This is a genomic window from Nocardioides antri, from assembly GCF_008373765.1.
Lineage (GTDB): Bacteria > Actinomycetota > Actinomycetes > Propionibacteriales > Nocardioidaceae > Nocardioides > Nocardioides antri.
Genome location: NZ_VUJW01000009.1, coordinates 111263 through 132678, shown reverse-complemented (window position 1 = coordinate 132678; position 21416 = coordinate 111263). Strand labels below are relative to the sequence as shown.

16 protein-coding genes are annotated in these 21416 nt (G+C 70.9%); 8 read left to right on the top strand and 8 right to left on the bottom strand.

What is annotated here, in order from left to right; all coding sequences use genetic code 11:
• Nucleotides 1-7: 7 nt before the first annotated feature.
• The 6 genes from F0U47_RS15185 to F0U47_RS15160 form a co-directional block, all read right to left on the bottom strand.
• Entirely contained in the window at nt 8-778 is a 771-nt protein-coding gene (locus F0U47_RS15185) for an NUDIX domain-containing protein (RefSeq protein WP_149751321.1), read from the bottom strand.
• 50 nt (nt 779-828) lie between these two features.
• On the bottom strand, nt 829-2748 hold the full coding sequence (gene glgB, locus F0U47_RS15180; RefSeq protein WP_149751320.1) for a 1,4-alpha-glucan branching protein GlgB: 1920 nt from the start codon (nt 2746-2748) through the stop codon (nt 829-831).
• On the bottom strand, nt 2745-4112 hold the full coding sequence (locus tag F0U47_RS15175) for a maltokinase N-terminal cap-like domain-containing protein (RefSeq protein ID WP_149751319.1): 1368 nt from the start codon (nt 4110-4112) through the stop codon (nt 2745-2747). Before F0U47_RS15175 ends, glgB begins: the two co-directional genes overlap by 4 nt.
• Before the next feature lie 5 nt (nt 4113-4117).
• Nucleotides 4118-5818 (bottom strand): maltose alpha-D-glucosyltransferase, encoded by a 1701-nt coding sequence (gene treS / locus F0U47_RS15170; protein ID WP_246159647.1) that lies wholly within the window; start codon nt 5816-5818, stop codon nt 4118-4120.
• The gene (locus F0U47_RS15165) at nt 5815-7815 is read right to left on the bottom strand and encodes an alpha-1,4-glucan--maltose-1-phosphate maltosyltransferase (RefSeq protein ID WP_149751317.1); all 2001 of its coding nucleotides are present in this window, start codon (nt 7813-7815) and stop codon (nt 5815-5817) included. Before F0U47_RS15165 ends, treS begins: the two co-directional genes overlap by 4 nt.
• A gap of 61 nt (nt 7816-7876) precedes the next feature.
• On the bottom strand, nt 7877-9094 hold the full coding sequence (locus F0U47_RS15160; protein ID WP_149751316.1) for a molybdopterin molybdotransferase MoeA: 1218 nt from the start codon (nt 9092-9094) through the stop codon (nt 7877-7879).
• Nucleotides 9095-9301: 207 nt separating this feature from the next.
• Here F0U47_RS15160 and glgP point away from each other — a divergent pair, with 207 nt between their 5' ends.
• A complete protein-coding gene (glgP, locus tag F0U47_RS15155) occupies nt 9302-11896 on the top strand; it encodes an alpha-glucan family phosphorylase (RefSeq protein WP_149751315.1) in 2595 nt (864 codons plus the stop codon).
• A gap of 15 nt (nt 11897-11911) precedes the next feature.
• Here the strand turns inward: glgP and glgX are convergent, their stop codons facing one another.
• Nucleotides 11912-14104, bottom strand: a complete 2193-nt coding sequence (glgX, locus tag F0U47_RS15150; protein ID WP_149751314.1) for a glycogen debranching protein GlgX — start codon at nt 14102-14104, stop codon at nt 11912-11914.
• A gap of 124 nt (nt 14105-14228) precedes the next feature.
• Here glgX and F0U47_RS15145 point away from each other — a divergent pair, with 124 nt between their 5' ends.
• The 4 genes from F0U47_RS15145 to F0U47_RS15130 all read left to right on the top strand — a co-directional run bounded on the left by F0U47_RS15145 (nt 14229) and on the right by F0U47_RS15130 (nt 17291).
• Entirely contained in the window at nt 14229-15011 is a 783-nt protein-coding gene (locus F0U47_RS15145) for an enoyl-CoA hydratase/isomerase family protein (RefSeq protein WP_149751313.1), read from the top strand.
• A 5-nt stretch (nt 15012-15016) separates the two neighbouring features.
• A complete protein-coding gene (locus F0U47_RS15140) occupies nt 15017-15367 on the top strand; it encodes a hypothetical protein (protein WP_149751312.1) in 351 nt (116 codons plus the stop codon).
• 189 nt (nt 15368-15556) lie between these two features.
• Complete coding sequence (locus F0U47_RS15135) at nt 15557-16327, top strand: electron transfer flavoprotein subunit beta/FixA family protein (RefSeq protein ID WP_246159646.1); 771 nt, start codon at nt 15557-15559, stop codon at nt 16325-16327.
• 13 nt (nt 16328-16340) lie between these two features.
• Entirely contained in the window at nt 16341-17291 is a 951-nt protein-coding gene (locus tag F0U47_RS15130; protein WP_149751310.1) for an electron transfer flavoprotein subunit alpha/FixB family protein, read from the top strand.
• 93 nt (nt 17292-17384) lie between these two features.
• Here the strand turns inward: F0U47_RS15130 and F0U47_RS15125 are convergent, their stop codons facing one another.
• The gene (locus tag F0U47_RS15125) at nt 17385-18884 is read right to left on the bottom strand and encodes a lysyl oxidase family protein (protein ID WP_149751309.1); all 1500 of its coding nucleotides are present in this window, start codon (nt 18882-18884) and stop codon (nt 17385-17387) included.
• Between the two features lie 108 nt (nt 18885-18992).
• Between F0U47_RS15125 and F0U47_RS15120 the strand changes: the two genes are divergently transcribed.
• Genes F0U47_RS15120 through F0U47_RS15110 form a run of 3 tightly spaced genes read left to right on the top strand, consistent with a single transcriptional unit; the run spans nt 18993 to nt 21411 of the window.
• Nucleotides 18993-20243 carry a glutamate-5-semialdehyde dehydrogenase gene (locus F0U47_RS15120; RefSeq protein WP_149751308.1) on the top strand — a complete coding sequence of 417 codons (1251 nt, stop codon included), beginning with the start codon at nt 18993-18995 and terminating at the stop codon, nt 20241-20243.
• A gap of 23 nt (nt 20244-20266) precedes the next feature.
• A complete protein-coding gene (locus tag F0U47_RS15115; protein ID WP_149751307.1) occupies nt 20267-20920 on the top strand; it encodes a CDP-alcohol phosphatidyltransferase family protein in 654 nt (217 codons plus the stop codon).
• Complete coding sequence (locus F0U47_RS15110; RefSeq protein WP_149751306.1) at nt 20917-21411, top strand: VTT domain-containing protein; 495 nt, start codon at nt 20917-20919, stop codon at nt 21409-21411. The genes F0U47_RS15115 and F0U47_RS15110 overlap by 4 nt, the downstream gene beginning before the upstream one ends.
• The last annotated feature ends 5 nt before the right edge of the window (nt 21412-21416 follow it).

Genomic DNA, 21416 nt, shown 5'->3' with positions numbered 1-21416 from the left:
CCCGGACTCAGCGGCCCGACTCGGTGTACGCCGACCCGCCGCCCAGGTTGGCGACGGCCGCCCGGATCCGTCGCGCGCTGAAGTCGGCAGCCCGCTCGTCGACCTCGGCCAGCGTGCAGAACTCCGCGGACCTGATCTCGCGCGCCTGGGGGACGATCCGCTCGACGAGCGAGGGGTCGTGGACGCCGCCGTCGAAGACGAGGCAGAGGGCGTCGTCCCAGCCGCCCCACGGGGGTAGCCAGTCGGTGAGGAGGAGCGGCCCGGCCGGGATCTCGAGGCCCAGCTCCTCGCTGACCTCGCGCCCCACCGCGAGCTGGGGAGACTCACCGACCTCGACCACGCCGCCGGGCAGGTCCCAGTCGGACTTGTAGGTCAGCTGGCAGAGCAGGACGCGCGGCTCGGGGGAGTCGTCGCGGATGAGCATCTGGCTGATCGCCCGCTTGCGGGGAAGGAACGAGTTGAGCAGGGCGCGGAAGCCGCCGGGCTCGTGCACCGGCACGTCGTCGACGAGGCGCGCGTAGACCACCAGGTCGCCGGAGACCCCGCGGCGCACGCCCTCGCGACGCAGGCCCGACCAGGTCGCGATCCGCTGCGCCTGGTCGTCGTCGACCGGGACCAGCGCCTCGACCCGGTCGTGGTCGACGAGGGCGGCCGCCACGTCGCGTCGTACGACGTCGACCGCGGCCTGCCAACCACGGTCGGTCAGCTGCGAGGACCAGTCGATCCGGGCGACCCGGTCGGACACGGTCGCGACGTGCGTGTCGGGCTGGTCGGGCACGGCATCCACCCTAGCGACGCCTTGGTCTCGAGGCTCGCTGCGCTCGCACCTCAACCAGCGGCGGGTGCCCGCAGCCACAGGGTCGCGAGCGGGGGCAGCGTGAGGACGGCGTACGCCGGGCTGCCACCCGGGGCGAGCGCCTCCAGGTCCGGGGCGGCCTCGGCGGGGACCTGGCCGAGGTTGCCCGTCCCGGAGCCGCCGTAGAGCTCGGCGTCGGTGTTGAGCACCTCGGTCCAGGTCCCGGCGACGGGGAGCCCGAGCCGGTAGCCGGAGTGGGTCTGGTTGGCGAAGTTGGTGACGCACACCAGGTCGGGCTCGTCGTCGGCGGTGCGCCGGAGGAACGAGAAGGTGTTGTGGCCCGCGTCGTTGGCGTCGATCCACACGAAGCCGTCGGGGTCGTTGTCCAGGCGCCACAGGGCGGGCAGCTCGGCGTAGCGCCGGTTGAGGTCGCGGACCATGCTCTGCATCCCGAGGTGCTCGGGCTCGGCCAGCAGCCACCAGTCGAGCTCGCGCGACTCCGCCCACTCCGACAGCTGGGCGAGCTCGGTGCCCATGAACACCAGCTGCTTGCCCGGGTGGGCCCACATGTAGCCGAGGAAGGCGCGCAGGTTGGCGAGCTGCTGCCAGGCGTCACCGGGCATCTTCCGCGGCAGGGAGCCCTTGCCGTGCACGACCTCGTCGTGGCTCAGGGGCAGGACGTAGTTCTCGGAGTAGGCGTAGACCAGCGCGAACGTCAGCTCGCCGTGGTGGTAGGCGCGGTGGATGGGGTCGCGCTTGAGGTAGCCGAGCGAGTCGTGCATCCAGCCCATGTTCCACTTGAAGCCGAAACCGAGGCCGCCGCCGGACGTCGCCCCGGTGACACCGGGCCACGACGTCGACTCCTCGGCGATCGTCACGGCGCCCGGCACCCGCTTGTAGACGGTGGCGTTGAGCTCCTGCAGGAACTGGACTGCCTCGAGGTTCTCGTGGCCGCCGTACTGGTTGGGCACCCACTCGCCGTCGTTGCGCGCGTAGTCGAGGTAGAGCATCGAGGCGACGCCGTCGACCCGCAGCCCGTCGGCATGGAACTCCTCCAGCCAGTACAGGGCGTTGGCGACCAGGAAGTTGCGCACCTCGCGCCGCCCGAAGTCGAAGATGTGCGAGCCCCACTCGGGGTGCCAGCCGCGCCGCGGGTCGGGGTGCTCGTAGAGCGGGCTGCCGTCGAACCGCACCAGGGCCCACTCGTCGGTCGCGAAGTGGCCCGGCACCCAGTCGAGGATCACGCCGATGCCGGCGGCGTGCAGGGCGTCGACGAGCCGGCGGAAGCCGTCGGGGTCGCCGAACCGCGAGTCCGGCGCGAAGTACGACGTGACGTGGTAGCCCCAGGACCCGCCGAACGGGTGCTGCATGACCGGCATCAGCTCGACGTGGGTGAAGCCGAGGTCCGCGAGGTACGCCGGCAGGTCCTCCGCGAGCTCGTCGTAGGACCAGAACGACCCGTCCGGGTGGCGCTTCCAGGAGCCGAGGTGCATCTCGTAGACGGCCATCGGCTCGTTCACAGCGAGCTTCTGGGCGCGCTCCGCGAGCCAGGCGTCGTCCTGCCAGACGTGGGTGGACTCGAACACCCGCGAGCCGGTCGCCGGAGCCACCTCGGCCGCGAACGCCATCGGGTCGGCCTTCTGGCGCCAGACGCCGTCGGCTCCGTGCACGAGGAACTGGTAGTAGGCGCCGGTGCCGACGCCCGGGACGAAGACGGTCCAGATCCCGCCGGACGGGGCGGGCTGCATGGTGTGGGCGTTGCCGTCCCAGCCGTTGAAGTCGCCGACGACGCTGACCGAGCGGGCGTTCGGTGCCCACACCGCGAACGACGTGCCGCCGTCGCGGACGTGCGCGCCGAGCGCCTGCCACAGCTGCTCGTGGCGGCCCTCGCCGATGAGGTGGAGGTCGAGCTCGCCGAGCTCGGCGGGGTTCCGGGGGTTGCGAGTGCTCATGGTGTGCCGATCCTTGCGACGGCGGCCAGGGGGATCTGGAGCCAGGAGGGCCGGTTGCGCGCCTCATAGACGCACTCGTAGACGGCCTTGTCCGCGACGTACGCCGCCACCAGGACCCCTTCCTCGGAGTTGAGCCCGCCGGCGTACGCCGTCAGGAATGCTTCCTTGTTGCGGGCCGCCCACTCGTCGGCCCGGTGCTCGCGCTGCGAGGTGACGTGGGGGTCGTCGTCCGCGGCGGAGCGGGCGACGGCGTGCGGCGCGTAGTCGAACGACCGCAGCATCCCGGCGACGTCGCGCCACGGCGAGTCGGGCAGCAGCCGCTCGGTCAGCGGCTTCGCCGGCTCGCCCTCGAAGTCGACGATCTTCCAGCCCTTGATCGTGCGCAGGGTCTGTCCGAGGTGGAGGTCACCGTGGATCCGCTGCACCGGGAAGTCGCCGAGACCGCCGAGACGGGCGTAGGCACCGCGCAGCCGGTCGGCGTGCTCCTCGAGCTGGGGGACCACCGCGATCGCCTGCTGCAGCCGGTCGGCCATCTGCTGGGCGACCACCTCGGCGACCGCGCTGCCGACGCCGAACGCCTCGCGCAGCTGCTCGTGCACCTCCGCCAGCGCGGTGCCGAGCCGCGCCGCCTCGGCCGCGAAGTCGCCCCCGACCTCGTCGGCGTGGAGGTCGCCCTCGGAGAAGAGGTCACGCACGCTCGCCAGGGCGATCTCCCAGCCGTCGCTCGCCGTGCGCAGGAACTGCTGCAGCATCGCCAGGTGGAGCGGCACCCCGTCGTCGGTGGCCGTCTCGACCCACCCGTAGAGGGCCGCGACGTGGGTGGAGCCGGCTTCGGTGAGCACCTGGTGGGTGGTGATGTCGGGGTTCTCGCCGGGGGTGATCTTCCGGAAGAACTTGAGCACCGCGTCCTCGCCGAACAGCACCGACGAGTTGGACTGCTCGCCGCTGAACGGAGCGGGGATCGCGTCGAGGTCCAGGTCGTGGCCGGGCACGCGCACGAAACGGAGCCCGCTCGAGTCGTCGGGGTTCACGAACGCGTCGAGGACCAGCGACATGCTCGGCCGGTGGTGGATGGCGTCGTAGGCGTGGACCCACCCGTGGTCGGCGTCCTCCCACCAGCCGACGAAGGCGTGGTCGAGACCGCCGTCGGGGTCGGTCGCCAGCACGAGGGGGAGCTGGTAGAGGTCTGTGGACCCGTCGTCGGCGTACGTCAGCTCGACGAGGTCCACGACGACGGGTGGGTCGTCGCGGCCCGGCACGGTGCCGAGGCGGCGTACGTCGGTCACGGTGAAGTCGCGACCCTTGCCGCCGAACCACCGCGCGCTGCGGATGTAGGCCTGGAGCGTTTCCGTCCTGGTGGCCATGGTTGTCAGATCACCGGCCGCTCGTCGAGATCGGGGTTGGTCAGTCGGAACCAGTAGAAGCCGTGGCCGCTGAGGGTGAGGAAGTACGGCAGCTCGCCGACCGCGGGGAACGGCACGCCGCCGAGCAGCTCGACCGGCACCCGGCCCTGGTAGCGACGGAGGTCCAGCTCGACCGGTTGGGGAAACCGGGACAGGTTGTTGACGCACATGATGATGTCGCTGTCCTCGGCCTTGGGGTCCTTGTGCTCACGGACGTAGGACAGCACCGTCGGGTTCGACCCGCCCAGGTCGGAGAACGACCCGAGGCCGAAGGCGGGATGCTTGCGACGGGCGTGGATCATCCGGCGTGTCCAGTGCAGCAGGGAGGATGCGTTCTCGAGCTGAGCTTCGACATTGACGCTCTGGTACCCGTAGACGGGGTCCTGGATAACGGGCAGGTGCAACTTGCCCGGCGTCGCCGCGGAGAACCCGGCGTTCCGGTCGGGCGTCCACTGCATCGGCGTGCGGACCCCGTCGCGGTCACCGAGCCAGATGTTGTCGCCCATGCCGATCTCGTCGCCGTAGTAGAGCACCGGCGAACCCGGCAGGGAGAGCAGGAGCGCGGTGAAGAGCTCGATCTGGTTGGTGTCGTTGTCGAGCAGCGGAGCGAGTCGGCGGCGGATGCCGATGTTGGCCTTCATGCGGGGGTCCTTGGCGTACTCGCCCCACATGTAGTCCCGGTCCTCGTCGGTGACCATCTCCAGCGTCAGCTCGTCGTGGTTGCGGAGGAAGATGCCCCACTGGCAGCCGTCGGGGATCTCCGGCGTGGCGGCCATGATCTCCGAAACCGGGTAGCGCGACTCGCGTCGTACGGCCATGAAGATGCGGGGCATCACCGGGAAGTGGAAGGCCATGTGGCACTCGTCGCCGCCGACGGCCGGGTCGCCGAAGTACTCGACGACGTCGTCGGGCCATTGGTTGGCCTCGCACAGCAGGACCGTGCCGGGGTACTTCTCGTCGACGAACTGACGGACCTTCTTGAGCGCCTCGTGGGTCTCGGGCAGGTTCTCGCCGTTGGTGCCCGGCCGCTCGTAGAGGTAGGGGACCGCGTCGAGGCGGAAGCCGTCGAGGCCCATGGACAGCCAGAAGTCCATGGCGTCGAGCATCGCCTCGAGGACCTTCGGGTTGTCGAAGTTGAGGTCCGGCTGGTGGTGGAAGAACCGGTGCCAGTAGTACTGCCCGCGGACCGGGTCCCAGGTCCAGTTCGACGGCTCGGTGTCGACGAAGATGATCCGCGCCTCCTCGTAGAGCTCGTCGGTGTCGGACCAGACGTAGAAGTCGCCGTACGGCCCGTCCGGGTCGCTGCGCGACGCCTGGAACCACGGGTGCTGGTCACTCGTGTGGTTCATGACGAAGTCGATGATCACGCGGATGCCGCGCTTGTGGGCCTCGTCGAGGAAGTAGTGGAAGTCGTCGACGGTGCCGGCCTCCGGGAGGATGTCGTTGTAGTCCGACACGTCGTAGCCACCGTCGCGCAGCGGCGACGTGAAGAACGGGGGGACCCACAGGCAGTCGACCCCCAGCCACTCCAGGTAGTCGAGCTTCTCCGCCAGCCCGCGGAAGTCACCCGTGCCGTCGGCGTTGGAGTCGCGGAACGACCGGACCAGGACCTCGTAGAAGACTGCGGTGCGGAACCATTCGGGCTCGTTGTTGATCACCTGGTTCACGGGACGAGCCTGACGGTCAGCACGTGGGCCGGCTCCTCCCGCGGATCGAGTCTGACGTAGTTGTCGGCACCCCAGTGCCAGTCGTTGCCGGTCAGCTCGTCGTGGACAGCGAAGCTGGTGCTGGGGTCGAGGCCGAGCGCCGCGAGGTCGAGATGGACCATGGTGTCGCGCGTGGCGTGCGGGTCGAGGTTGATCACGACGATCACCCTGTCAGCGCCGGCGGTCTTGCTGAAGCAGACGATGGCGTCGTCGTCCGTGGGATGGATCACGAGGTTGCGCAGCAGCTGCAGGGCAGGGTGCGCGCGGCGCAGCTCGTTGAGCCTCGTGAGGTACGGCGCGAGCGTCTGGCCGTCCCTCTCCGCGGCATCCCAGTCGCGGATCCGGACCTGGTACTTCTCGGAGTCGAGGTACTCCTCACTGCCGGGCCGGACCGCCACGTGCTCGCACAGCTCGTAGCCGGCGTAGACGCCCCAGCTCGGCGAGCCCATCGCCGCGAGCACGGCGCGGATCTTGAACGCCGGCGGTCCGCCGTACTGGAGGAACTCGTGGAGGATGTCGGGGGTGTTGACGAAGAAGTTGGGCCGGATCCGGTGGTCCGACTCGGTCGCGACCTCGCGGAGGTAGTCCTCGACCTCGTCCTTGGCGGTGCGCCAGGTGAAGTAGGTGTAGCTCTGGTGGAATCCGATCGCGCCGAGCGTCTGCAGCATCGGCGGCTTGGTGAACGCCTCCGACAGGAACAGCACGTCGGGATCAGTCGAGCGCACCTCGGCGAGCAGCCACTGCCAGAACGCAACGGGCTTGGTGTGCGGGTTGTCGACGCGGAAGATCCGGACCCCGTGCGCCATCCAGTGGCGGACCACCCGCAGGACCTCCTGCGCCAGCCCCTCGGGGTCGTTGTCGAAGTTGAGGGGGTAGATGTCCTGGTACTTCTTGGGCGGGTTCTCGGCGTAGGCGATCGTGCCGTCGGCGCGGGTCGTGAACCACTCGGGGTGCGTGGTGACCCAGGGGTGGTCGGGCGCGCACTGGAGCGCGAGGTCGAGCGCGACCTCGAGGCCGAGTGTGCCGGCGCGGGCGACGAACGCGTCGAAGTCGGCGAGGGTGCCGAGGTCCGGGTGGACGGCGTCGTGGCCGCCGTGGCGGCTACCGATCGCCCACGGGGAGCCGGGCCAGTCGAGGGGAGCCGGGCCCGGGCCCGACAGCACAGTGTTGTTGGGCCCCTTGCGGTTGACCTCGCCGATCGGGTGGATCGGCGGGAGGTAGACGACGTCGAAGCCCATGGCGGTGACCGCGTCGAGGCGCTTGGCCGCTGTCGCGAAGCTGCCGCTCACGACCTTGCCGGTCTTGGGGTCGCGGTAGGCGCCCTCGGAGCGCGGGAAGAACTCGTACCAGCTGCTGAAGAGCGCCCGCGGCCGGTCGGCGTAGGCGGCGTAGGGGCCGTCGACGGTGACCAGCTCGCGCAGCGGGTGGGCGAGCAGCACCGCGGACAGCTCGGGGGACTCCAGCTGGGCCAGCCGCGCGGCGACCGGACGGTCGGTGTCGGCGGCCGCGGCGATCGCGCCGCGCAGGACCTCGGCGGCCTCCTTCTCGGTCCGCCTCAGGCCGGCGAGCACCCGCTCGAGGAGCAGCCGGCCCTCCGTGAACATCAGCTCGACGTCCACCCCGGCCCGGATCTTGATCCCCGCGTCGTGCTGCCAGGTGCCGACCGGGTCGGACCACGCGTGGATCTCGAACGACCACGCACCGGGGAGGTCCGGCGTGACCCAGGCGCCGTAGCGGCTGACCGTGTGCCGGTCGACGGCCGGCAGCTGGAGCAGGCGGACCGGCGGGCGTCGTTTGCCGTCGGGACCGGTCAGCACCACCTCCGCCCCGAGCTTGTCGTGTCCCTCGCGGAACACGGTCGCCGAGACCGGGAACGGCTCGCCGACCGTCGCTTTCGCGGGGAGCCGACCGTTGTCGACCAGGGGCATCACGTCGATCACGGGGATGCGTCCGACCATGTCACCCACCCAACCATTTACCTGGTGAGCGGTGCGAACCGGCCGCGCCCGACGGCCCGGATCAGCCGCCGGAGAGGTCCCAGACGTCGACCTGGTCTCCCTCCGCGAGCTCGGTGACGTCGGCCGGGATGTCGATGAGGCAGTCCGCGCCGGCGAGCCAGCCGAGGAAGCCCGAGCCCGCCGGACCCCACGGCTCGACCGTGCCGGTGGCCCGGTCGAGCCGGCCGCGGCGGAACTGCCGCTTCCCGGGAGGCGAGGTGACGGGGACCGGGAGCTCCGCCCGGAGAACGGGGCGGTGCGGCCGGGGATGGCCGTACGACGCCCGCAGCGCGGGCCGGACGAACACCTCGAACGACACGAGCGAGCTCACCGGGTTGCCGGGGAGGCAGACGACCGGCGTGTCGGCGTACCGGCCCGAGCCCTGGGGCATGCCCGGCTGCATCGCGACCTTGGTGAACTCCACGCCGCGCGGGCCGAGCGCGTCCTTGACCACCTCGTAGGCGCCGGCGCTCACACCGCCGGAGGTCAGCAGCAGGTCGACCCCGGCGTGCAGCTCGGCGTCGAGCGTCTCGAGGAACCTCGGCACGTCGTCGGCGACCCACAGCCGACGGAGCGCGACCCCGCCGGCGTCCTCGACCGCGGCGGCGAGCATGGCGCTGTTGGAGTCCCGGATCTGGCCCGAGCCGGGCACAGGGTCCTCGGCGAGCTCCGACCCGGTGGAGCACACGAGCACCCGCGGGCGGGGGTGAGCGACGACGTCGTGCATGCCGAGCGCGGCGAGGAGGCCGACCTGGCCCGGGCCGATGAGGACGCCTGCCGGCAGTGCCGTCGCCCCGGCGGTCACGTCGACGCCTGCGCAGCGGATGAACGAGCCCGCGTCGCGGGCGGCGGTGATCGCGACGGCATCCGTGCCGCTGTCGGTGGCCTCGACCTCGACGACGGCATCGGCGCCGCGGGGGAGGGGTGCCCCGGTCATGATCCGGTGCGCGGTCCCGGGCGAGAGGTCACCGACGGGCGAGCCGGCGGGGATGTCGGCGACCACCGGGAGCACGACCGGCGACTCCGGGCTCGCGCCGGCGATGTCGGCGGCGCGTACGGCGTACCCGTCCATCGCGGAGTTGTCGAAGGACGGCAGCGACTCCTGAGCGACGACCGGCTCCGCCAGCACCAGCCCGACCGCCTCGGCGAGCGGGACGGTCGTGGGAGGGAGCAGGCCGACCAGGTCGGTGATCCGCTGCTGGTGCTCGGACACGGGACTGAGCGGCGAGGGACTGGACATCGAGGTCAGCCTAGGACTTGCCAGAACGCGCTCGCGCCATTCGAAGGGGAGACGGGCGGGACAGCCCCCATGACTCTGTCCCGCCCGTCGCCTATGTGCGCCAACGGACGAGGAGGACGAGGGTTACGGGTTAGCCGACAGTCTGTCGCGGAAATCTCGGACGGCCCGCATTGGATCGTTCAAGTCGCCCTCGGATAACGTCGGAGGGTGCGCGCGATCCGTCGATTCACCGTCCGTCCGCTCCTGCCTCCGACGCTGGCTCCGCTGGGTGAGCTGGCCTCGAACCTCCGCTGGTCCTGGCATCCCGAGACCCAGGACGTGTTCGCGGAGGTCGACCCCGAGCTGTGGGCGTCGTCCGGCCACGACCCGGTCCGCCTGCTCGGCGAGGTCCCGGCCGCACGCTGGGACGAGCTCGCCGCCGACGAGGGCTTCGTCCGGCGGCTGGGCGAGGTCCGTGCCGATCTCGAGGCCTACCTGACCGAGCCGCGCTGGTACCAGCGGGTCTCCGAGGGCCGCGACCCCGACGTCGCGTGGCCGCGCCAGATCGCGTACTTCTCGCCGGAGTTCGGCATCACCGCCGTGCTGCCGCAGTACTCCGGCGGCCTCGGCATCCTCGCCGGCGACCACCTCAAGGCCGCGAGCGACCTCGGGGTGCCGATCATCGGCGTCGGCCTCCTCTATCGCCACGGCTACTTCAAGCAGTCGCTCTCCCGCGAGGGCTGGCAGCAGGAGACCTACCCGGTGCTCGACCCCGACGGACTGCCGATCTCCCAGCTGCACGAGGCCGACGGCAGCCGCGCGACGATCTCGCTCGCGATGCCGGACGGCCCCGACCTGCTGGCCCGGATCTGGGTGGCCAGCGTCGGGCGGGTGCCGCTGCTGATGCTCGACACCGACGTCGAGGGCAACCCCGACCACTACGTCGACATCACCGACCGGCTGTACGGCGGCAACAGCGAGCACCGCCTGCGCCAGGAGATCCTGCTCGGGGTCGGCGGCGTCCGCGCGATCCGCGCGTACTGCCGGATCACGGGCGCGCCCGACCCCGAGGTCTTCCACACCAACGAGGGCCACGCCGGCTTCCTCGGCATCGAGCGGATCCGCGAGCTCACCGTGGGTGAGGGCGGCCCCCACCTCGACATCGACACCGCGCTGGAGGTCGGCCGCGCGTCGACCGTCTTCACGACGCACACCCCGGTCCCGGCCGGCATCGACCGGTTCCCCGAGACTCTGGTGGAGCAGTACTTCGGCGACGCCGGGCCGACCCCCGGCGTCCCCGTCGAGCGGATCCTCGCCCTGGGCGCCGAGGACTACGAGGGCGGTGACCCCGGCGTCTTCAACATGGCCGTGATGGGGTTCCGGCTGGCGCAGCGCGCCAACGGCGTCTCGCAGCTGCACGGCCAGGTGAGCCGGGGGATGTTCAACGGCCTGTGGCCGGCGTTCGACGAGGCCGAGGTCCCGATCGGATCGATCACCAACGGCGTCCACGCGCCGACCTGGGTCGCCCGCGAGGTGATCGCCCTCGCCACGGCCCACGGCGCCGACCCCGACAGCGACGACGCCGAGAGCTTCTGGGCCGCCGTCGACAAGGTGCCCGCGGGTGACCTGTGGCGCACCAAGCGCGTGCTCCGGGAGCAGCTCGTGGCCGACGCCCGGCGGCGGCTGTGCCGCTCGTGGGAGAAGCGCGGCGCTGCCCGCGCGGAGCTCGGCTGGATCGACTCGGCGCTCGACCCGGACGTGCTCACGATCGGCTTCGCGCGGCGGGTGCCGTCGTACAAGCGGCTCACGCTGATGCTGCGCGACCCGGACCGCCTCCGCGCGCTGCTGCTCCACCCGGAGCGCCCGGTGCAGCTGGTCATCGCCGGCAAGTCGCACCCGGCCGACGACGGTGGCAAGAAGCTCATCCAGGAGCTGGTCCGCTTCGCCGACGCCGAGGACGTCCGGCACCGGATCGTGTTCCTCCCCAACTACGACATCGCGCTCGCGCAGCCGCTCTACCCCGGGTGCGACGTGTGGCTCAACAACCCGCTGCGGCCCTACGAGGCCTGCGGCACCTCCGGCATGAAGGCCGCGCTGAACGGCGGACTCAACCTGTCGATCCTCGACGGCTGGTGGGACGAGTGGTTCGATGGCGAGAACGGCTGGGCGATCCCCTCGGCCGACGGCCTTGACGACCAGGACCGCCGGGACGACCTCGAGGCCGGCGCGCTCTACGACCTGATCGAGAACGAGGTCGCGCCGCGGTTCTACGACGTCGACGGTGACGGTGTGCCGATCCGGTGGGTCGAGATGCTCCGCCACACCTGGAAGTCGCTCGGCCCCAAGGTGCTGGCGACGCGGATGGTCGGCGACTACGTCCGTCAGCTCTACGCGCCGGCGGCCGGCAACGCCCGCGCGCTCAACAGCGACTACGCGGGCGCGCGCGAGCTCGCCCAGTGGAAGCACCGGGTGCGCGCCGCCTGGCCCGGTGTGCGCGTCGAGCACGTCGAGGCGATCGGCCTCGGCGACGAGCCGCTGGTCGGTGCCCCGATGACGGTCCGCTCCGACGTCGCGCTCGGCGACCTCACCCCCTCCGACGTCGAGGTCCAGCTCGTCCACGGGCGGGTCGACGCCGAGGACGAGCTCGTGGAGCCGGCCGTCGCCGTGCTGCACGCGACCGAGTCCTACGACGGCGGCCGGCACCGGTACGACGCCGAGGTCGCCCTGCCGCGCAGCGGCCCGTTCGGCTACACGGTGCGCGTCGTCCCCGCCCACCCGCTGCTGGTCGCGACGGCCGAGCTGGGTGTCGTCACCTTGGCCTGAGCACCTGCGGCTCGCTCAGTCCTCGGTCTCCTGGAGCACGACGACGCACCGCGGTCCGACCAGCATCTCCGCGCCGGACTCGACGGGGGTGCCGATCGGCTGCTCCGGGTCGGTCGAGAGCACGACCTTCCCCCGGCGTACCCAGTCGTTGTCGGGCAGGTGGACGGCGCACGGCTCCGCGCCGGCGTGCAGCCACATGAGGAACGAGGCGTCGATCAGCTGTTCGCCGTGCGGGCCGGGCTCGCGCAGCGGCTTGCCGGAGACGAACATGCCGATGGTGCGCAGGCCGGTGTCGTGCCAGTCCGCCTCGGTCATCTCGCGCCCGGTCGGGTGGAGCCACGCGACGTCCTTCGGTCCACCCACGATGGTCGGCCGTCCCTCGAACCAGTGCCGCTGCCGCAGCGTCTGGTGGTCCCGCCGCAGCCGCAGCGCGGCCTTGGTGGTCTCGTAGACGTCGAGCCACGCGTCGTCGGGCCGCCAGTCGACCCAGGAGACCTCGTTGTCCTGGCAGTACGCGTTGTTGTTGCCGCCCTGGGTCCGCCCCCGCTCGTCACCCGCCGTCAGCATCGGGACGCCGTTGGACAGGCACAGGGTCGCCATCAGGTTGGCGGCCTGGCGCCGGCGCTGGGCGACGATCTCGGCATCGTCGGTCTCGCCCTCCACCCCGTGGTTCCAGGACCGGTTGTTGTCGGTGCCGTCGCGGTTGTCCTCGCCGTTGGCCTCGTTGTGCTTGTGGTCGTAGGACACCAGGTCCCGCACCGTGAAGCCGTCGTGCGCGGTCACGAAGTTGACCGAGTTGTACGCCGACCGCCCGTCGTCCGCGTAGAGGTCCGACGAGCCGGCGAGCCGGGTCGCGACGCCGTGCATGCCCTCGGTGTGACCGCGCCAGAAGTCGCGGACGGTGTCGCGGTACTGGTCGTTCCACTCCACCCACGGCGGCGGCATCCGGCCCACCAGGTAGCCGCCCATGGACACGTCCCACGGCTCCGCGATGAGCTTGACGTGGCGCAGGACGGGGTCCTGGCCCATCGCGATGAGGAGCTTGCAGGACATGTCGACCTCGGTCCCGGTCCGGGTGAGCGCGGACATCAGGTCGAACCGGAACCCGTCGACGTGCATCTCGGTGACCCAGTAGCGCAGCGAGTCGAGGATCAGCCGGAGCGCGAGCGGGTCCTCGGAGTTGACGGTGTTGCCGCACCCGGTGACGTCCCAGTAGGTGTCGTCGAAGCCGTCGCCGGCGCCGTCGCCCTCGCCCTCGTCGCCGTCCGCCACCGGCACCCGCCGGTAGAACCCGCGGTCGTCGAAGCCCCGGAACGACAGCGAGGCGCCGCCCGGTCCGGCCTCCGCGGTGTGGTTGTAGACCACGTCGAGGATGACCTCGATGCCCGCGCGGTGCAGGGACCTCACCATCTGCTTGAACTCGCGGACCTGCTCGCCGCGGTCGCCCGACGCGCTGTAGGCGCCGTGGGGCGCGAAGAACCCGATCGTGTTGTAGCCCCAGTAGTTGGTGAGGTCGCGCTCGAGGAGGGCCGGCTCGGAGAAGAACTGCTGCACCGGGAGCAGCTCGACCGCGGTCACCCCGAGGTCCTGGAGGTAGTCGGTCACCACCGGATGTCCGAGACCGGCGTAGGTGCCCCGGACGTCCTCCGGGATCCGGTCGTGCAGCTGGGTGAACCCCTTGACGTGCAGCTCGTAGATGACGGTGTCGCGCCACCGGCGCTGGATCGGCTCGTCGCCCTCCCAGTCGAACGCCGGGTCGACGACGACGCTGCGTGCGGTGGCCGGCGCCGAGTCGAGCGCGCTCGGCTGCGCAGGGTCGGCGACGTCGTACGCGAGGGTGTCGGGGCCGGCCGCGGCCGTGCCCGAGACGGCGAGCCCGTAGGGGTCGAGGAGCAGCTTCTGCGGGTTGAACCGCATGCCGTTGGCGGGATCCCACTTGCCGTCCACGCGGTAGCCGTAGCGGGTGCCGGGTGCGATCCCCGGCAGCTCGCCGTGCCAGATCCCGAGCGAGTGCTCCGTCAGCGGGAAGCGTCTTTCACCTTCGGTGCCCTCGACCTCGTCGAAGACGCACAGCCACACCTCGTTGGCGTCGGGCGCGTAGACGGCGAAGTTCGTCGCCTCGGGCGTCCACGTGGCACCGAGCGGCCAGTTCCTCCCGGGCCACATCGGTGCGCTGTCGCCGAGGCTGCGCCAGAGGCCGGGTGTCATGCGGCCGATTCTGCCGGGTCGCCGGTGAGACCCGCCCGACTATCGCGATGACGTGACCTGGACGCGTGATCACCGGCACAATGCGCAGTCGGAACCACTCCACACCGCGACCACGAGGAGTCAGATGACCAGCGAGTTCGTGCGACTCGAGGTAGCCGACGGCGTCGGGACGATCCGCTTGGACCGGCCCAAGATGAACGCCATCAGCTTCCAGGTGCAGGACGAGCTGTTGGCCGCTGCCGCGGAGGCGACCGAGCGCGCCGACGTCCGCGCGGTGGTGGTCTGGGGTGGCGAGCGCGTGTTCGCCGCCGGCAACGACGTCAAGGAGATGGCGGAGAAGTCGTACGTCGACATGGTCGACCGCGGCGACCGCGTGCAGGGCGCGGTCACGGCGATCGCCCGGATCCCGAAGCCCGTCGTCGCGGCCGTGAACGGCTACGCGCTCGGCGGTGGCTGCGAGCTGGCGCTGGCCGCCGACGTCAGGTTCGCCGCGGAGGACGCCGTCTTCGGGCAGCCCGAGGTGCTGCTGGGGATCATCCCGGGTGCCGGCGGCACCCAGCGGCTCACCCGCCTGGTCGGTCCGGCGACGGCCAAGGAGCTCATGTTCACCGGCCGTTTCGTCAAGGCGGACGAGGCGCTCTCGATCGGCCTCGTCGACCGGGTGTTCCCGGCCGAGCAGGTGTACGGCGCCGCGGTGGCGTGGGCCGCGAAGTTCAGCGACGCGGCGCCCTACGCGCTGCGCGCGATCAAGGAGTGCGTCGACCGCGGCCTCGAGACCGACCTCGAGACGGGCCTCGCGATCGAGCGCCAGCAGTTCGCATCGGTGTTCGCAACCGCCGATCGCGCCACCGGCATGCAATCCTTCATCGAGAACGGGCCCGGCAAGGCCAGATTCGAGGGACGATGAGCAGGATGGCGGACAAGACCACTCGGGACGACTCGGTCGACCACACTGCGCTGACTGTCGCGCGGGTGCGCGGCGTCGTCTCGCGAACCGTCTGGGTGATCTGCCTGACGCTCGCGCTGGTCCTTGCCGCCGCGGCCTTCAGCTTCGCCCTCGACGCGAACGAGAAGAACGACCTCGTCCAGATCGTCCGTGACCTCGCGAACGCGTTCGACCTCGGGTTCTTCGACCTCGACGAGCCCGTCAAGCGGTTCGAGAACCCCAATTCCGAGGTGAAGACCGCGCTGTTCAACTACGGCATCGCCGCGGTCGTCTACCTCATCGTCGGCCGGGTCCTCGAGCGCATCATCCGGCCCTAAGACGGTCTCCGGCGGACCAGACCCGCGGTTAACGTGTGAGGTAGTCCACGCGTACGGGGTTACCCCTGCCGGTAAACCGGGCGGTAACCTGCGGGGCGCTGTCCTATGTGGACCCCATGTCGACCCGCGAGGGTCGCACGAGTGCAGGAAGGGGCCGGTCCGGCCACAACCATGAACATTGTCGTCTGTGTGAAGTATGTCCCCGACGCCACCGCGGACCCGCGGTTCGAGTCGGACAACACTGTTGACCGCGTCGGTGTCGACGGTCTCCTGTCGGAGCTCGACGAGTACGCCGTCGAGCAGGCGCTCCAGCTCAAGGAGGGCACCGAGGAGGAGGTCACTGTCACTGCGCTGACCGTCGGTCCCGAGAAGGCCGCGGACGCGGTGCGCAAGGCGCTGCAGATGGGTGCCGACCAGGGCGTGCACGTCCTGGACGAGGCCATCGCCGGCTCGGACGCGATCGCGACCTCGCTCGTGCTCGCCAAGGCGATCGAGAAGATCGGGAACGTCGACGTCGTGCTGTGCGGCATGGCGTCGACGGACGGTGCCATGAGCGTCGTCCCGGCGATGCTCGCCGAGCGCCTCGGGCTGCCCCAGGTCACCCTCGGCTCGCGGATCGAGCGCAAGGAGAACCAGCTCGCCGTGCAGCGCGACGGTGACACCGCCACCGAGGTCGTCATCGGCACGATGCCGCTGGTCGCCTCCGTGACGGACCAGTCGGGCGAGGCCCGCTACCCGTCGTTCAAGGGGATCATGGCGGCGAAGAAGAAGCCGCTCGAGACCTACGGCCTCGGTGACCTCGGTGTCGACGCGGGCGAGGTGGGCCTCTCGGTCGCCTGGTCCTCGGTCGAGGAGACCACCGAGCGTCCGCCGCGGACCGCCGGCGAGATCGTCAAGGACGAGGACGGCTCGGGCGCCACCGCGCTCGTGGACTTCCTCGCCTCGAAGAAGTTCATCTGAGGAGCAACAAGACATGTCTGAAGTTCTGGTTCTCGTCGACCACGTCGACGGTGCGGTTCGCAAGCCGACCTACGAGCTCCTCGCCATCGCGAAGCGCCTGGGCTCGCCGTCCGCGGTGTTCATCGGTGCTGCCGACAAGGCCGAGGCGGCTGCGGCCGACCTCGCGAAGTACGGCGCGGAGAAGGTCTACGCCATCGACGACGCCGAGGTGAAGGGCTACCTGGTGGCCCCCAAGGCCGAGGCGCTGCAGCAGGTCGCCGAGGCTGCCTCGCCTGCCGCGATCCTCTTGGTGTCCTCCGCCGAGGGCAAGGAGATCGCCGGTCGCCTCGCCATCAAGCTGGGCTCCGGCCTGATCACCGACGCCGTCGACGTCGACGCCGACGGCAGCACGACCCAGTCGGTCTTCGCCGGCAGCTACACCGTCAAGGCGAAGGTCACCAAGGGCACGCCGATCATCACGGTGAAGCCGAACTCGGCCGCGGCCGAGGAGGGTGCCGGCGCCGGCACCGTGGAGCAGTTCTCCGTCACCATCTCCGACGCGGCCAAGGCCGCCCGGATCGTGGCGTCGAACCCGCGCCAGGCCAGCGGTCGCCCCGAGCTCGCCGAGGCCGCGATCGTGGTCTCCGGTGGTCGTGGCACCGGCGGTGACTTCGGTGCCGTCGAGGGTCTCGCCGACGCGCTCGGTGCGGCGGTCGGTGCCTCGCGTGCCGCCGTCGACTCCGGCTGGAAGCCCCACAACCTGCAGATCGGTCAGACCGGCAAGGTCGTGTCGCCGCAGCTGTACGTCGCCGCCGGCATCTCCGGTGCGATCCAGCACCGCGCCGGCATGCAGACCTCGAAGACCATCGTGGCCGTCAACAAGGACGAAGAGGCCCCGATCTTCGAGCTGGTCGACTTCGGTGTCGTCGGCGACCTGCACACCGTGCTGCCGGCCGCCACGGCCGAGGTCGAGAAGCGCAAGTAGGTCTCGGGACGCTCGCCTGAGCGAGCGCCACCACCGAGGCAGCAACACGAAGCCCCCGGCACCAGCGGTGCCGGGGGCTTCGTCGTCAGCCGATCAGCGGGTGCGGAAGCTGCCCCACGGGTCGTCGGTGATGATCCCGACCGGGGCGACCTTCACCTGGCGCACGCCGTTCCGGTCGGTGTAGATCCGGACCTTGCGGAGCGACTCGTTGTTGGTGGTGTCGGTCTCGACCAGCGTGCCGTCGGGGTTCGCGAGGACGCGGACGTAGTAGACGCCGTCGGCCAGGTTCTTGATGGGGAACGACTGCCCGGCGCGGAACTGCGCGTAGGTGTCACCCCAGCCGGCCGAGAGCACCTCGCGGATCGAGCGGGTCTCGTAGCCACCGCAGACGCTGCCGAGGTCCTCCTCGTAGGCCTCCCACGCGGCGCCGTCGCCGGTGAGGTCGACCGCGTCGGTGTTCGCCAGGCAGAACGACTCCTTGCCGGAGCGCACCGCACGGGTCTTGTCCGCGTTGAGCAGCTCGTAGGTCGCGAAGTCGGTGAAGTGCCAGTGGTTGTGGGTGGGCGCCGGGTGCCAGACCATCGTGCCGACCGGCCGGTAGGCCACCTGGTTTCCGTCCTCGTCGAGGAAGTACTGGTAGGCGTCCATGACGTCCTCGCCGTCGCGGCGGAAGCCGTCGACCACGAGCGGGGAGTTGCCGCCGTTCCAGACGTTCGCCGCGAACTTCAGCTGGGTGCCTTTGCGGTTCACCTGGATGCCGAACGCCGGCAGCGAGCGCAGGTCGGGGGTCGGCGTACCCGGGGGAAGGTCCTCGAGCGAGTCGATGCCGCCGTCGGCGTCGGGCTCGGTCCGGTTGGGGGTGAGCCGCGGGTTGGCACCGCGGTCGCGGCAGCCGCGGCAGTCGTCGCTGTCCTCGATCACGAGCTCGGTGGTCGCGGTGCGCTGGTCCGCAGTCATGCCGAGTGCGTCGGCGTAGCCCTTCGTGATCGTGACCGACAGCTCGTAGGTGCCGGGCTTGAATCGGAGCCGGGACTCGGAGCCGAAGACGCTGGCCGCCCAGCCCTCCGGCACGCCCTGGACGGCACCGAGGGCGAACGGGTTGTAGAAGCAGGTCTCCGGGTAGGAGTTCTTGAACTGGGAGTCGGGGCTGATGCGGGTCGACTCGCTGAGGCAGGAGCTGCGCCGGCGGACGACCGGCGTCGCGTCGGGGTTGTCGAGGTCGACGATCCGCATCCGGAGGAAGCGGCGGAGCTCGCCCACGCGCACCTGCTCGGGAAGCGCCACGTCGCCGAGCGGAAGCTTCGCCACGGCGGTGGGAACGGACTGGTAGTCGGCCGCGCGCTGGGTCCAGATCTCCAGGGGTGCGCCGGTCACCTCGAGGCGGAAGCCGAGGTCGGAGTAGATGTCCCCGCCGTAGGTCTGGACGACCACGCGCTCCGGGGCGGTGAGGTCCAGCGTGGGGTTCGAGGGCTCGGCGCCGGTGGCGGGAGTCGAGCCGCCGGCGACGGCGGCGAGCAGCGGGGCGCCGAGCGCGGCGGCGACGAGGGCGGCCCTGCCCCATCGCTTCCGGCTGGGGGACGGGGGGTGGGACACAAGCTCCTCCTCGAGCAAACACGAAGCGAGGCGCGGGACCGCGCCTCACCCACTAGACGCCCGAGACAGCCGGACGGTTGCGTCCCGTGCGGGACTAACCTTCCACAGGTGAGCATCACCGAGGACGTGATTGAGGGAGCCCGCCGCGCGCGGGTCGCCGGACGGGATCTGGCGCTGGCCACGCGGGCGACCAAGGACGCCGCCCTGCACGCGATGGCGGACGCGCTGCTGGCCCGCGAGGACGAGGTCGTCGCGGCCAACGACGACGACGTCCGCCGTGCCGAGGAAGGCGGTACGCCGGCCAACATCATCGACCGGCTGCGGCTGACGCCCGACCGGATCGCCGGGATGGCACAGGGGCTCCGTGACGTCGCCGGCCTGCCGGACCCCGTCGGCGAGGTGGTCCGCGGCGGGGTGCTCGCCAACGGGCTGGAGCTGCGCCAGGTGCGGGTGCCGTTCGGCGTCGTCGGGATGATCTACGAGGCGCGCCCCAACGTCACCGCCGACGCGGCCGGCATCTGCCTGAAGTCCGGCAACGCGGTGCTGCTGCGCGGCAGCTCGAGCGCGCGGTCGAGCAACGCCGCCATCGTCGCGGTGCTGCGCGACGCGGTGGTCGGCGCGGGCCTTCCGGCCGACGTCGTCCAGCTCGTGCCCGGCGACACCCACGACAGCGTCAAGGCGCTGATGCGGGCCCGCGGCCACGTCGACGTGCTCATCCCGCGTGGCGGCGCAGGCCTGATCCGCTCGGTGGTCGAGGAGTCCACGGTGCCCGTGATCGAGACCGGGGTCGGCAACTGCCACGTCTACGTCGACGCGGCCGCCGATCTCGACAAGGCGCTCGCGATCGTCCTCAACGCCAAGACCCACCGCACCAGCGTCTGCAACGCGGCCGAGTCGCTGCTCGTGCACGAGGCCGTCGCCGACGCGTTCCTGCCGCGGGTCGTGGCGGCTCTGCAGGAGGCCGGGGTCACCCTGCACGGGGACCGGGTCTTCGGGGGCTACGACGGGGTCGTGCCGGCCACGGACGACGACTGGTCGACGGAGTACCTCTCCCTCGACATCTCCGCGCGCGTCGTACCCGACCTCGACGAAGCGCTCGAGCACATCCGGCGCTGGTCGAGCCAGCACTCCGACGCGATCGTCACCGAGGACCAGGCTGCTGCCCGCCGGTTCGTCGCCGAGGTCGACTCCGCGGCGGTCTTGGTCAACGCGTCGACGAGATTCACCGACGGCGGCGAGTTCGGGTTCGGCGCCGAGATCGGCATCAGCACCCAGAAGCTGCACGCGCGCGGCCCGATGGGGCTTCCGGAGATGACGTCGACGAAGTACGTCGTCGTGGGTGACGGTCATGTGCGCTGAGGTGGCACGGTAGGTTTCGCGCCATGGCAGGGGCGCCCGAGCGGATCTACGCGGACGCGGCGTCGGAGCGACTTCTCACCGGCGCGACGGTGATCACCTTCATCCGGACCGTCGCGACGCTCGTCCTCAGCATGTGGGGGGCGTACGACGAGAGCCTGGCCCTGCTCGTCTCCGGGCTCGTCGTGTACTGGGTCGGCGACACCCTCGACGGGGAGTGGGCACGCCGGTTCGACTGCGAGACCCGGATCGGCGGCGTGGTCGACATGGTGAGCGACCGGCTCAGCTGTGGCGCGTTCTACGTCGGCCTCGCCTGGCTGCAGCCCGCGCCGTTCTTCTTCAGCGACGAGCCGATGGAGCTGATCGCGATCCCGGTCGCGGTCTACCTCTTCGAGTTCATGGTCATCGACATGTACCTCTCGCTGGCGTTCCTCGCGTGGCCGATCCGCAGCCCCAACTACTTCTACGTCGTGGACCGCCGGATCTACCTGTGGAACTGGTCGCGGCTCGGCAAGGCCGCCAACTCCGGCCTCTTCGCCGTCCTGCTGCTGGCCACCGGGTGGTGGTGGCTGGGCCTGATCATCGCGGTCGGCCTGCTGGCGCTGAAGTGCGTGTCGCTGCGCTGGCTGCTGCAGCTCGGGATCCCGGTGCCGGCGCGCGTGGAGCAACCTTCGTCATGACGCTGCTGTTGGCCAGCTTCGGGATCAGCATCGCATCGGCTCTGGTCCCGCTGATCAACATCGAGGCCTACGTCATCGGCATCAGCTCGACCGGTGTCGGCAGCGCCGCCGCCGTCAGCCTCTCGCTCGTCTGCGGCGCGGGCCAGAGCCTGGGCAAGGTCGTCTGGTACGAGGCGACCCGCCGCGGCATCGAGAGTGGCTGGGCGCAGAAGAAGCTGTTGAACCCCAAGGTCCGCGCGAGCTACGAGCGCTGGGTCGAGCGGATGGAGGGCCGGCCGCTGTACGGCGGCGCGATCCTCTTCGCCGCGGCGTTCATCGGCCTGCCGCCGCTGCTGGTGATGGCCGCCGTCGCCGGCGCCCTCAGGATGCCGATGTGGGTGTTCCTGCCGACGATCTTCGTCGGGCGCACCGTCCGGTTCTGGATCTGCTTCGAGTTCGGCGCGCTGATCGAGTGGAGCCAGATCCTGGACTGGCTCGTGTTCTGGACCTGAGCCAC

Bases quoted from the DNA above. Each gene is read 5' to 3' on its own strand.
- glgB (WP_149751320.1), bottom strand. From the start codon at position 2,748: ATGAGCACTCGCAACCCCCGGAACCCCGCCGAGCTCGGCGAGCTCGAC.
- F0U47_RS15175 (WP_149751319.1), bottom strand. From the start codon at position 4,112: ATGGCCACCAGGACGGAAACGCTCCAGGCCTACATCCGCAGCGCGCGG.
- F0U47_RS15165 (WP_149751317.1), bottom strand. From the start codon at position 7,815: ATGGTCGGACGCATCCCCGTGATCGACGTGATGCCCCTGGTCGACAAC.
- F0U47_RS15160 (WP_149751316.1), bottom strand. From the start codon at position 9,094: ATGTCCAGTCCCTCGCCGCTCAGTCCCGTGTCCGAGCACCAGCAGCGG.
- glgX (WP_149751314.1), bottom strand. From the start codon at position 14,104: ATGACACCCGGCCTCTGGCGCAGCCTCGGCGACAGCGCACCGATGTGG.
- F0U47_RS15145 (WP_149751313.1), top strand. From the start codon at position 14,229: ATGACCAGCGAGTTCGTGCGACTCGAGGTAGCCGACGGCGTCGGGACG.
- F0U47_RS15140 (WP_149751312.1), top strand. From the start codon at position 15,017: ATGGCGGACAAGACCACTCGGGACGACTCGGTCGACCACACTGCGCTG.
- F0U47_RS15130 (WP_149751310.1), top strand. From the start codon at position 16,341: ATGTCTGAAGTTCTGGTTCTCGTCGACCACGTCGACGGTGCGGTTCGC.
- F0U47_RS15115 (WP_149751307.1), top strand. From the start codon at position 20,267: ATGGCAGGGGCGCCCGAGCGGATCTACGCGGACGCGGCGTCGGAGCGA.
- F0U47_RS15110 (WP_149751306.1), top strand. From the start codon at position 20,917: ATGACGCTGCTGTTGGCCAGCTTCGGGATCAGCATCGCATCGGCTCTG.